The 12384-nt window shown below is 51.3% G+C and carries 13 protein-coding genes; 9 read left to right on the top strand and 4 right to left on the bottom strand.

Going from position 1 to position 12384, the window contains the following annotated elements; genetic code table 11:
* Positions 1–201: 201 nt before the first annotated feature.
* Together WCX19_RS10115 and WCX19_RS10110 are read right to left on the bottom strand one after the other, a co-directional pair.
* Positions 202–357: a hypothetical protein gene (locus WCX19_RS10115; protein ID WP_373007726.1), complete on the bottom strand. Its 156-nt coding sequence runs from the start codon at positions 355–357 to the stop codon at positions 202–204.
* 8 nt (positions 358–365) lie between these two features.
* On the bottom strand, positions 366–1607 hold the full coding sequence (locus WCX19_RS10110; RefSeq protein WP_373007724.1) for a response regulator: 1242 nt from the start codon (positions 1605–1607) through the stop codon (positions 366–368).
* Between the two features lie 515 nt (positions 1608–2122).
* Here WCX19_RS10110 and WCX19_RS10105 point away from each other — a divergent pair.
* On the top strand, positions 2123–2386 hold the full coding sequence (locus WCX19_RS10105; protein WP_373007722.1) for a pro-sigmaK processing inhibitor BofA family protein: 264 nt from the start codon (positions 2123–2125) through the stop codon (positions 2384–2386).
* 266 nt (positions 2387–2652) lie between these two features.
* Here WCX19_RS10105 and WCX19_RS10100 read toward each other — a convergent pair whose 3' ends face one another.
* Both WCX19_RS10100 and WCX19_RS10095 read right to left on the bottom strand, forming a co-directional pair.
* The gene (locus tag WCX19_RS10100; protein ID WP_373007720.1) at positions 2653–3351 is read right to left on the bottom strand and encodes a KaiC domain-containing protein; all 699 of its coding nucleotides are present in this window, start codon (positions 3349–3351) and stop codon (positions 2653–2655) included.
* Positions 3348–4175, bottom strand: a complete 828-nt coding sequence (locus WCX19_RS10095) for an RAD55 family ATPase (RefSeq protein WP_373007718.1) — start codon at positions 4173–4175, stop codon at positions 3348–3350. Before WCX19_RS10095 ends, WCX19_RS10100 begins: the two co-directional genes overlap by 4 nt.
* A 347-nt stretch (positions 4176–4522) precedes the next feature.
* On the opposite strand from WCX19_RS10095, the gene WCX19_RS10090 reads away from it, so the two are divergent.
* From WCX19_RS10090 to WCX19_RS10055, 8 genes are all read left to right on the top strand, one after another.
* On the top strand, positions 4523–6256 hold the full coding sequence (locus tag WCX19_RS10090; protein WP_373007716.1) for a type II/IV secretion system ATPase subunit: 1734 nt from the start codon (positions 4523–4525) through the stop codon (positions 6254–6256).
* Positions 6253–8175 (top strand): type II secretion system F family protein, encoded by a 1923-nt coding sequence (locus tag WCX19_RS10085; protein ID WP_373007714.1) that lies wholly within the window; start codon positions 6253–6255, stop codon positions 8173–8175. The genes WCX19_RS10090 and WCX19_RS10085 overlap by 4 nt, the downstream gene beginning before the upstream one ends.
* A 216-nt stretch (positions 8176–8391) precedes the next feature.
* Positions 8392–8547 (top strand): hypothetical protein, encoded by a 156-nt coding sequence (locus tag WCX19_RS10080; protein ID WP_373007712.1) that lies wholly within the window; start codon positions 8392–8394, stop codon positions 8545–8547.
* Positions 8544–9008: an alpha/beta hydrolase gene (locus WCX19_RS10075; protein ID WP_373007710.1), complete on the top strand. Its 465-nt coding sequence runs from the start codon at positions 8544–8546 to the stop codon at positions 9006–9008. Before WCX19_RS10080 ends, WCX19_RS10075 begins: the two co-directional genes overlap by 4 nt.
* Before the next feature lie 127 nt (positions 9009–9135).
* The gene (locus WCX19_RS10070) at positions 9136–9465 is read left to right on the top strand and encodes an ATPase (protein WP_373007708.1); all 330 of its coding nucleotides are present in this window, start codon (positions 9136–9138) and stop codon (positions 9463–9465) included.
* On the top strand, positions 9452–11479 hold the full coding sequence (locus WCX19_RS10065; RefSeq protein WP_373007706.1) for a V-type ATP synthase subunit I: 2028 nt from the start codon (positions 9452–9454) through the stop codon (positions 11477–11479). Before WCX19_RS10070 ends, WCX19_RS10065 begins: the two co-directional genes overlap by 14 nt.
* A 3-nt stretch (positions 11480–11482) precedes the next feature.
* Positions 11483–11731 (top strand): ATPase, encoded by a 249-nt coding sequence (locus WCX19_RS10060; RefSeq protein WP_373007704.1) that lies wholly within the window; start codon positions 11483–11485, stop codon positions 11729–11731.
* Positions 11732–11745: 14 nt separating this feature from the next.
* On the top strand, positions 11746–12321 hold the full coding sequence (locus WCX19_RS10055) for a V-type ATP synthase subunit E family protein (protein WP_373007702.1): 576 nt from the start codon (positions 11746–11748) through the stop codon (positions 12319–12321).
* Positions 12322–12384 lie beyond the last annotated feature (63 nt).

The following is a 12384-nucleotide window of genomic DNA, read 5'->3' as shown; positions in this document are numbered from 1 at the left end:
GACCTCGTGACCGTAACTAAAGCCTCGGCACTCTCTGTTACATGATCCAGAATTTTTTATTTTGAATGGAGTGATACCTGCGTTTTCCTGCTTACGAGCAGATTATACGCATCGTGTGTCGGATTGTGCCGCACCAGCACCAAAATATCAGGCACCGCCCCGTACGGCGCAGAGACCCGTTCACGGTTCAACGGTATGCGATCAAAATTTCAGGAGGTAACCCAATACGTCACCCATTTTCATATTGAACTCTTCAGATAGGGGGAGGATGTCCCTCTCTCTTCCCATGTGAACGTTGAGGGCTGCCATCCCGGTGGAGTAATGACTGTAAAGCACTACAAACAACGCCCTTGCCACACGGTACCTTACAGGGGTTTAAAGAGAACAAACACAGCGACTGCGACAACAAGGATTACGATAATAATCCCGGCGATAATCAAAGTCTTCGGCTTTGTTGATCCTGGTCTGGACTCCGGCACCGGTGTGCCTGCCGTTCTCGCAGGAGCCGGTGATGTGGTGGAAGATAATACCGGAATTCCTTTTTTGATAACCAATGTCGGTTCTGTTGTGGGCACCGGATCCATGATGGCCGGATCGTCCTCCAGGCTCATATCAACGGAGGGCTGAATCATGGGCACGTCGGGAACGGAAGTATCCGGAATGGAAACTGAAGGTATGACCACTGGTATTACGGGTGTAACCGGAGGAACAGGTACCGGATCAGCAACCGGCACCGGTTTCTTTGCGGGCACCGGATCCATGATGGCCGGATCGTCCTCCAGGCTCATATCAACGGAGGGCTGAATCATGGGCACGTCGGGAACGGAAGTATCCGGAATGGAAATTGAGGGTATGACCACGGGTATTGTGGGAGTAACCGGCGGAACAGGTCCCGGATTAGCAACCGGCACCGGTTTCGTTGTGGGCACCGGATCCATGATGGTCGGATCGCTCAAATGGCTCACGTCAACGGAGGCCTTGGGCGGAACCGTTCTTGTTTCGTTAAGCTCTTTCAAATGCCGTTCATCGGTCCTGATCTTCTCTTCGAGTTTCTTCACAGCGGCAAGATCCTCGGCAGGCACCCTGTGCAAATGCGCATTTCCCCCGGTGGACTTCTTAAGGGTGAAGAGCAGGTCCTTATCGAGTTCAATGCTTGAGGGCAATGCGGTATATTCATCGATCAGGGCTTTATCGGGATCGGTGTCCGGCGTGGCCAATCCTTCAACCTTCATATCGTTCCTGCGATCCAGGATCCGCTGGATCGAATTAATCAGCTGGACGAAATTGACGGGCTTTGTGACAAAGCCATCAATGTCTTTGCGGTGCTCCAGCGCTTCAGAAGGAGATATTTTTTTAGCCGAGAACATAAGGACGGGGATCCCCGCCGTGGCGGGATTTGCCTTGAGATGACTCAGCGTCTCCCACCCGTCCATGGGTTCCATCAGGATATCAAGGATGATAATGTCGGGAGTCGTGGTTTTTAAGATATCCAGGCATTCGTCCCCACTCTTCACCGAGAGGGTGGTATACCCGTTTCGTTTAAGGATAGCAACAAGCCCCTCTTCGATGAACGTACTATCATCTACAACAAGGATAGTCTCATTCATGGCAACCAGTCTCGTACCCGATACAAATAACGGGAATACATTGATTATTCAACAAAATACACCGAAATCCCGGATAATCCATCACTGTCTGCTTTTATATTATTCAAGGCTTACGGCGAACCGATTCATAATGGCGGAAATGTCGCTTCAGGTACGTTCCCCTCAAATTTTCTGGAGACGGGTTTTTAAGGGACTGGATTTTTGTCTCCCTTGCGCTTAATCGCGCGGGAGATATCGTCGCTTTCCCTCAAATTCAGATGACCCCGTGCACTATCCCGCTTATGAAATCCCCCGGGTGTATGGGAGGTGGAAATCGGGATGTGGATGCCATTCATACATTGTTGATCTCAGGAATGACAGATCCACAGTACCGTGAAATGACGGCAACCATTTAAACGATTGAGGAACAGATACGTGCATGAAGCACCCGTTTTTTCCTGTTCAAAATCCGGGCATTTTGGGAACGATTTTGACAAACAACTATTGGGTTAACCAAAGAACCGTGGTAAGTATCTATGAGTGACATTATCCTTGCCGTCATCCTTATCGTCGTCGTCCTTGCCATCGCGTATTTTCTGGTAAAAAAACTCGCAGTGCTGGTCATCAACGCTGTTCTCGGCCTCATCTTTCTCTTTGTCTTAAACACGTTCCAGATCATGCAGTGGGTGGGCAAACCCGATCTCGGGTATAGTCTTGCAACGCTGATCATCTGCGGCGTTGGAGGGCTACCGGGCGTGCTCGTCCTTGTCCTGCTCAACATTCTCGGCATCACGGTCTAAGATAAAAAAAGGCTCTTTCTTCATTTCACGGGGGTAAGTTACACGATTAATTTATCGTACATTCCCTTGCTTGAACTTCACCCGGGGTTTTCCTTCGGCGTTAGTCCCCATCAACGTGCTTGACGAGAACTTGATTTATCCCCACAATTACAAGCGGAGAGCCATAATAAAAAGATCTTCATCTTTGGGAAATAATTTCCGGGTGGAGGATCCATCTGGTGCATGCAGGTTCACCCAGAGTAATCCCGTAAAAAGAATATACCCCTTCAGAACACGTTTGCTTCCGAGTAGACGGTAACCTGATCCTGCTCAATTTCGTACGGCTTGATCTCCCGTGAATGGGCAGACATCCGCATTTTTACTACTTCAAGCGCAAGATGCACGTCGGTGAGATCGCCAGACCGGACGTATCGGAGAACGATAACCGTATCGGCAAGGTACTCGATCAGAGAGTGCCGGCTCGCAAAGATATTTTCCGGGGCAGTCTCCGAGGTCATCATGATGGTACAGTCCTTGTCCCGCAGCCCCTCGACAAACCGGAACATCTCGCGACGCCGGTCTGCATCATTCTCGAAAAGATCCTCAAAAAGGGAGATAGGATCGATCACCACCCGGCTGGCTTTCACCTCGTTTATCAGGTTCGGGAGCTCGTTTTTAATCCGGTTGTTTGCCAGATTAAAATCCGTCGGGTCGAGTTTGATGACAAAAAGGGCCGTATTCAGATAGGGTACTGGGTCCCAGCCTTTCTGCCTCATGTACCCCAGGATCCGGTCCTCGCGCTCTTCGAGACTTATGTAGATCACGTGTTCGCCTTTTTTGAGCCCGTCCCAGACAAATTCAAGGGAAAACGTCGTCTTTCCAGTCCCATAGGTGCCGATGATCGCAGAGATGCTTCCCGGGAGAAGTCCCCCGCCCAGCATATCGTCAAGGCCGATGATCCCAACGTTCACACGGTTTTTGCTCATATGACCATCCTGATGTTGCTCACTTCAAATCCTTCCGTGGTGGATATGCGGACAGCAAATTTCACCAGATCCTGCTCTTCAAGATGAGGCATAACCCCACGGAACTTCTCAAAGAACATCACGCGCTGGCGCCGCGAACTGGTGCTCTCTTCCCACCGGAACAAAAAGACCGCGTCGGCAATATCGGCAATTTCGTGCTCTTTTGCCGCATCGATGATCCCCTTGCTGAGTAGCAGGTAGAGTGTGCATCTCTTCTGTTTTACGAGCCGCTGGGCACCACGCAGGAACCCGGTCAGGTCCTGCCAGAGATTGGGGAGGTTGGTCTGGGTGGCGATATCCGTTATCGAATCGAGAATAATCAGGCTCTCTGGTTCTGTGGAGTTGAATACCTCGGAAAGTTTCATAAAAATATTGGAACGCTCCGAACGTTTCTGGAGCTGAGTCAGGGTATCGCTGTGGCTGTACCATTCATTAGGAACAAGGCTTCGGTCAAAATAGAAGTCGGAGAGATCCACAAACTGAAAGTTCACCGAATCCTCGCTCACCCCGTCCGCCGCAAATGACTGGACGATCTCGTGGCGGACATCGCTCTCAAGCCGGGTGAACGTGATGTACCGGATCTTTGCCGGGAAACGAGGTTCGGATGCAGGAAGTTTTGCCATTCGTGCGAGAGTATTGATAATGGAACTGTAGGCAAATTCATAATTACCCGCTCCGAGCTCACCAAAAAGGAGGATCATGGAGCCAACCGGTACACCTCCATCGAGAATCGGATCGAGTGTGGGGAGTCCTGTAGGCATCCTTGTCGTTTGTGGCTCCTGCATTATACACTCCCATCAACGAGAAAATTCGTCAAATGATTCTCTCTTTGAGTATGATAATAAAGATATCTTCTGGTTTAACTACGCATGCCGGGTATATCGGAGGGAACGGCAGTGAGAAAAAATTTGCACCGTGCCTGAATCTCCTCCGGAGGGATACGCTCCCTTTGATGGATGTGTTGCCCGTTAACCCAAATGGGGATAAAAAATCAAAAAAATTATAAACACATGTCCGGACTGCGCATTAAAAAAAAGCGAAAACCCTGTCCGGGGCTCTGCATACTATAATATAGGATCATCCCCCGAAATATTATCGGTGACAAACAGGTATCTGGTGGGAGTACAGGACTATGGGGCTTTCTGATATTTTTGCACGCTTCAAAAAAGATCCGCTCCCTAAACCGGAGGCTGCAACCGGGAAGGATACCGGGGAGCCCTACAACGATTACCCGGAAAATATTACGGATGCTCATGCAGAAAAGCCCGGGCCTAAAAAATTCCGGTCGAGTTACCGGCAGTATCTCTCTTATCTTCGTATCAGCAAACAGTCAGCGCCGGAAGAATATGATTACGCGAAGCACGGCACTCTTGTAACCGGGAGCGTGCCGGAAGGACATGAGTTGCTCGACCAGTACTGGCTCGCGATGGGTCAGACCCTGGTGTATATCACCCTGAATAAAAAGACCAACCAGTCTGAGTACCTGCTCTTTGAACCTACCCTGTCCGAATTTGAATACGAACTGCTTGAACGGCTCCACAGGGATCTTCTCGATGTCCTGGTCCTGACCACCGATGAGCTCAACAAAGACCGGCGCAGGATCCTGCTTGAAAAGGTGTACGGCCTCCTTGATAATTACGGGCTTGCTCTCGAAGACACCTCGCTCTTTAAACTCCAGTATTACCTTGTCCGCAATTTCATCGGCTGGTCACGTATCGATCCGCTGATGAATGATACACATCTCGAAGATATCTCCTGCGACGGAAGCAGGATCCCGATCTTTTTATACCACCGGAAATACCGGAACATCCGGACCAACATTGCGTTTGAATCTGATGTCCTCAACTCGCTTGCGATAACGCTTGCCCAGCGATCAGGGAAACACATCTCAACCGGCTCGCCGATGCTGGACGCCACCCTCCCCGACGGCTCCCGGCTCCAGCTAACCCTTGGGACCGAAGTGACGACCCGTGGGACCTCGTTTACCATCCGGAAATTCCGTGAAGAGCCGTTCTCTCCTGTAGAACTTCTGGAGTACGGCACGTTTACCAGCGACGAACTCGCCTATTTCTGGCTGGCCATAGAGAACAACATGAGCATGCTCTTTATCGGAGGAACCGCATCCGGCAAAACCTCGTCCTTAAACGCGGTTTCCCTGTTTATCCCGCCCTCAGCTAAAGTGGTCAGTATCGAGGATACGCGGGAGATTACGCTCTACCACGATAACTGGATCGCAAGCGTAACCCGTGACGCCCTGACCGAAGGGGGAAATGCGATCAATATGTTCGATCTCCTGCGGGCCGCCATGCGTCAGCGGCCGGAATTCATTATTGTCGGTGAAGTTCGGGGCGCCGAGGCGCAGACACTCTTCCAGGCGATGAACACCGGGCATACGACGTTCTCCACCATGCATGCCGGCAGTATTGATGCGGCCATTCACCGGCTGGAAAGCGCGCCGCTGAACGTCCCACGTAACATGGTGCAGGCATTGAACGTCGTCAGCGTGCAGGCGCTCATCTACCGGGGGACGGAACGGGTCCGTCGTGCGCAGGAGATTGTAGAGGTCGCCGGTATCGACCCGGCAACCGGGAACCTCCAGGTCAACAACGTATTCGTATACGATCCGATTCATGACCGTGCAACCTTCACCGGAAGATCCCGGATCTACAACAATATCGCCGAGAATCACGGGTGGACCCGGGAGCAACTGGACACCGAGATTGCTGTGCGGAAAAACCTTCTCGAAGAGATGAAAAAACAGAAGATCTTCGATTATATCTCCGTCGCATCGATCTTCCACATTTACCATATCCGGCGTGAGGAAGTGCTGGCCAACAGCACGGATCTCAGACAGGTATTGAGATGAAGTTCAGCCGTGTGATTACGGATTGGATGGTGCGCGATCCACTACATCATCGCAGCCTCCATGCCGATCTGGTCTCCTCGCGTTCCGGCAAGACTCTCGAACAGTACCTTTGGCGCTCCACGAAGATCTCCATCCTTGTTGGTCTTCTCTTTGGCATATTCGGTCTCCTTGCAGGCCGGTTTATCATTATGGATATCCAGACCGGGAAGGGCGTCTACAATGTCCTGAACCTCCAGATGCCTGAAATATTAACGAACCCTGTAATTGTCGAATGTTTCGCCCTTGTGGTCTCGTTTGCATTCGGGGCATATCTCACATACCTTGTCCTGCTCCGTTTTCCCGCTACCGAGAAGAATAGCCGGTCCATCAGGATCAACCTGACGCTCCACAATGCGGTCGCTTACATGTATGCGATGCGCCAAGGCGGTGCGCAGTTGATGACCATATTTTCCGCCCTGTCTGAAAATGCTCATATTTACGGTGAGGTTGCTCTTGAATTCCGGCAGGTAACAAGAGACGTGAACTTTTTTGGGAGCGATGTCCTCACGGCAATCCACCACCTCGCGGAAACCACTCCCTCGGAAAAATTCAAGCAGTTCCTCGAAGATCTGCTTTCGGTGATCGAAAGCGGAGGGGACATGACCGGATTCCTCGCCAGCCGGGTACGACTGTACCAGGAAGAGGCACGGTTTGAACAGAAGCAGTTCCTGCTCGTCCTTTCCATGGTGGCTGAATCCTATGTCACGCTCTTTGTCGCGGGCCCGCTTTTTTTAATCATCATCATGGTGGTTATGGGGATGATGGGAGGAGCGGCCGTTCTCCAACTCACGTTAGTAGTCTATCTCGTCCTGCCCGTTGGATCGGTTTTATTTATCCTGTTCATCGATTTCATTTCCACCAACAAAGAGAAGGCCGAGCGTTATACACGGGAGGTCCTGCTCAACACCTATGCTGATGTGCAGATCACCAAAAAAGCCGGTGAAGAACAGTATTTCGAACAGCTCAGAAAATACGATCGGGTCCGGAACCTGGTACATTACCTCGTTCATCCCCTTGAGAGTTTTATCAACAACGTTAACCTTACACTGTGCATTACCGTCCCCGTTGCACTCCTTTACGTAACCGTTGTGTTATTAAATACTCCTCATTACGCCGATCCTGAACTTTTTATCGATGTTGTGGACGACCATATCATCATCGCGCTCTTAATCGTGCTTATCCCCTACGCGATCTTCTATGAACTCTGGGCGCGGAAGATGAACGGGATCCAGATGCTCATACCGGATTTCCTTGAAAGGATGGCCGGTATTAACCGGGTCGGCCTTTCAGTTGCCCAGGCCATTGGGATCATGGTCACTACCAATCTTGGGCTCCTCAGCTACGAGATCCGCCGGATAAAACGCGACATGGACTGGGGAGCGAATTTCACCGAAGCCCTGATGCGGTTTGAAAAGCGGATCAGTACGCCTGCCATTGCACGGACGGTCACGCTCATTACAAAAGCAAGCGAAATGAGCGGGCAGATTGGGGAGGTGCTTGCCATTGCCGCGAGCGATGCAAAGATGAGCGAGACGCTAAAAAAAGAGCGCTTTGCGGAGATGTTTATCTACACGGCGATCGTGTATCTCGCATTTCTGGTCTTCCTCTTTGTCGTTGGCGTCCTCACCACCCAGTTCCTTCCGGTCCTTTCCCATGTCGGAACCTCCGGGTTATCGTCTGCCGGGTCGCTGTCAGCTATCGGGTCGGTGTCGGTCAAGTCGTTGGATCGCCTCCTCTACCATGCGTGCCTCGTACAGGCACTCTTTTCAGGACTCATTGCCGGGCTGATGGGTGAGTCGTCACTTGCCGCTGGTATAAAACACGCTTGTATCCTGCTGATCATCACACTTGTCACGTTCAATTTCATCCTGGGGGTATAACACCAAAGAGGATTTTAAAAACCCTCTTTTTGTACGATCCGCGATTAATTTTTCCGTCGTAGACATTACAATGAACCTAAACATTTTTGCTAGTTAATCGAAATCCTCAAAAAGCAGATGCTCTTGCTCCCCTTGACAAGCAACCGGACTACACCGGAACCGTAAACAGACATAAATAATACCATGGGGAGATTAGAGTAGTGAGGTGATTGGAGCATGTGTAGTGTTGGCGGACCAACGGACATCGATCTCCCCGAAGACCGGGTCACGGGAAAAGATTACCGGTGCAAGGAATGCGGCGAGCGGTTCAAGGGGATCGGCAAACATCCCATGTGTCCTTCCTGCCAGTCTGAAGACGTTGTCCAGATATGACCGTCTCTGTTGGCAATGACGTCCTGTATGTTAAGGGCGCCCATTCTTTTCTTCTCGTTGCATCTATCCGTAAGGCATTTCCTCTCTGCATCGAGGCAAGTCATGATGAATACATCCAGGGAGTCCATGCTGGCGACCTGGTGGTGGTTTCCGCACCTGAAGCAGGCCCGGTCGAGCCCGCCCTGATGCTTCTCGAACTTGTCAGGACGTACCACCTGCCGCTCGTGGTTCTCCCCCGCGACCACCCGGGATCGAAACGGATCCCCTACGTGGTATCCGTTGGACCCGCGATCCAGACCAACTGTTCGATTGTCCGGGGGACGCACCCGGAACAGCACCTCGTCTGTTCATCGGATGAACTTGCAGGTATAACGTTTTCAGGAACTGCCGACGGTATCGTGATCCCGCCTCTTCCGAAAACGCTTGCCCTTGAGTGGATAAAACCCGATAAATATTACTGATTTTTTTTAAAAAATCTTTTTTTTAGGAAATTTTCCCCCCCCTTAAAAGCCGGCCTGAAAATCGTAAATAACAATAGTTATATTGTTTTTTCCACCACATATTCTATTGCCGTGAGTGGAGGGTTGGATGAAAACTGAGGTCTTAGACGACATCAAGAAAACTGAAACTGAATATCAGTCGATGATCAGTACGGCGCAGGAAGAAAAGAAGAAGCGACATTCCCAGGCCGAACTGGAAGCTGATACCCTGATTACAAAGGCGCAGAGCAATGCTGAACAGTACAAGAAGCTGAAACTGGAAGAAGCACGGCACCAGGCAGCTCAAAAGCACGCTGACATCATAAAAGAAGGCAATCAGCGTTCAGCGGCATTGAAAGAGAAGGGAAGAAAGAACCTTTCAAAAGCAGTGCAGCTGCTGGTATCGCGGTTTAAGGAGCAGCTGCATGTTGGCGCCTAAACCGATGAGCCGGTTGCTCATCGTTGCATCCCGTGACCAGGCGGCACCGATCGTCCAGGAGCTGTACCGCGAGAACCTGTTCCATATCGAAGACTATGTGGATCAGGGTCGCGAGGGGTACGAGGGCTTTAAGATCGGCACGCCGCTTGAAGGGGCAACCGAGGCATCAACCGAGCTTGTCAAAGTCAGGGCAATCGAGAACGTCTTTGCAATCCGTGGCGAGGATATTGACGCAAAGCAGAAACTGAGCCTGCCGCAGATCCGTTCACAGATCGAACAGGATCTTCCCGGCATCGAAAAAGAAGTCGAGAAACTGGCCGGTGCCCGTTCGAAACTTGACACAAAGGCGAAGGAGTACGAGCAGAAAATTGCAGAACTCGCACCATTCCTGGCGATTTCCGTAGATCTCGCTCTTTTGCGCGGGTTCCGGTTTTTCTCTGTATTTGCCGGCTACGTCTCCCGTGACGTGTCCATTACCGTCCCGCACGAGATGCAGGTGGTAAAAGGCAAGGACCGGTCGTTTATCCTTGTTGTGGTTCCGGAAAAGAACCGGGCAGAGGTCGAACGGCTCTTACAGGAAGCGCAGTTCCAGATGGTTACCATCCCCGAAGAGGATGGTGCCGCATCGGTACGCACTGCGTATTACACGGAACAGATCGCGTCGCTTAAAAAAGAGATCGATGCAATCAACGAAAAACTCGCAAAGATCAAGGAGTCGCATACCGATCTCCTGGTTGCCTGTGAAGAGGCGTTCCGGGCAAAGATCGAGCAGACCGAAGCCCCCCTCCGGTTTGCCACGACCTCGAAAGTGTTCGTGGCAGAAGGCTGGGTACCGACAGACCGCACACAGGATATTAGTGCGGCTCTGGACAAGGTGACTGGTGGGAAAGTCTTTGTCTCGGAACTCCCGGTTGACCCCGTGCACGATTCGGTGCCGGTGGAGTTCAACAACCCATCGTTTGCAAAGCCGGCACAGATGCTCATGGATATCTACTCCCGCCCAAAGTACACGGAAGTAGATCCTACCCTGATGCTTGCCATCGTATTCCCCCTCTTCTTCGGGATGATCCTTGGGGATGTCGGGTACGGCCTTCTGCTTCTCATCATGTGCCTGGGGCTCCGAAGGGTGTTTAAAGGCGACGATGGCCGTCAACTCCTTGTGGTTCTCCGGAACGCGAGCATATCGACGATTATCTTCGGTTTGCTCTTCAACGAGTTCCTCGGGTTCAAGTTCTCCCAGATTGTCGGGTGGATTCTCGGGATCGGGCATGTAGTAAACCCAATCGAGCATTACGAGTCTCTCATTTACAGCAGGCACCTGCTTATCGGTGCAACGGAAGTCGGAGGGCACGGACCTGCGATTGCCGAGCTGATGATTGTCTCTATCTGGATCGGTATCCTGCATATCACGCTCGGCCGGGCGCTGGGCATGATCAACCATGCACGCCAGGACCATGGCGAGCACCGGATGAAAGCCGTCCTCGCGAACCTTGGCTGGATTACCGTGATGTGGGGTATTATCATCGCCATCTGGTCGATGTTTGCCATACCCCTCATGCCGGACCTTCGCGGGCTTCCGATTGTAGCCGCGGGGCTCTCGCTTGGTATGGTTATCGCTATCGTCTTCATCGTGATGGGCGTCATCTTTATCGCACGGGACTCGGTCCTTGAGATTGTGGAACTGCCAACGATCATCTCGCATGTGCTCTCTTATGCACGTCTGATGGCGGTCGGCCTTTCATCGGTGGCAATCGCGATGGTCGTGAACTACCTGTCCATCGGGATGTTCATAGGCCCCTCACTGAAAAATCTCTCGATTGTCGGGATTGTAATGATCATTGCCGGTATCGTGATCTTTTTACTGGGGCATACCCTCAATCTGGCACTGGGTATTCTGGGTGGCGGACTCCACTCTATCAGGTTGCATTACGTCGAATTCTTCACCAAGTTCTATAAGGGTGGAGGCAGGAAGTATATTCCATTTGGAATGAAACGAAAATTTACGGAGGATTAGATTATGGCAGATGTAGTTATGACTCTTGAAATGGTACAGGCATCGCAGGTTGGAATGAAGGCAATCGGAGCCGGTCTTGCAGTCGGTCTCACCGGTCTTGGTACCGGTGTCGCCGAAATGGGTATCGGTTCCGCAGCTGTCGGCGCAGTTGCAGAGAACAAAGATATCTTCGGTCTTGCACTGCTCTTCACGGTCATTCCGGAAACCATCGTTATCTTCGGTCTTGTTGTTGCACTTCTGCTCCTGTTCTAAAAGAGGCTAGAACAATGGGACTGGAAGCAGTACTTGAAGAGATCAGGGAAAAAGGCAAAAAAGAAGCGGATGCGATCCGTGCCGAATCTATGGCGGATTCAGACAGGATCTTAGCGGAAGCAAACCGTAAAGTTGCAGAGATCAAAACGGGTGCCGAGGATACCTCAAAGAAGCAGGAGTCCCGGATCATCGCCCAGGATGTCTCTGCTGCAAACCTTCTTGTCAAGCGTGAGCTCTTAAACACTCAGAAGGGACTTCTCGATGAAGTGTACGAGAGTACCCGCTCTGAAATTGCCAAACTCCCTGAAAGCTTCCATCGTGAAGCCATCAAAAAACTCCTTTCGGAAGCGAAAAAGGAGATCCCGAAAGGCAGCATCCACTGCAACGCACGGGATGTTGCGGCAGCAAAAGCCGTCCTTGCCGAGAAGGAATTCTCAGGTTTTACCCTGGGTGCACTGGTCGATATCGACGGCGGGATCCTGATCGAAGGGGAAGGTAACGAGCTGCAGATCGATTACAGCTATCGTACATTCATGAACAAAGTGTGGGAATCCGGGCTCAAGGATGCATCTGATCTCCTCTTCGGATAGGGTGGTACAGGTATGGCAGGGATGAAAGGAATTTCAGCGCCCACTATCTACGTCTGTACCAGG

Origin of the sequence: Methanoregula sp. (genome assembly GCF_041663825.1) — an archaeon.
Taxonomy (GTDB): domain Archaea; phylum Halobacteriota; class Methanomicrobia; order Methanomicrobiales; family Methanospirillaceae; genus Methanoregula.
Note: the sequence above shows the minus strand (reverse complement) of the source record. Positions and strands in the feature narration are given on the sequence as shown.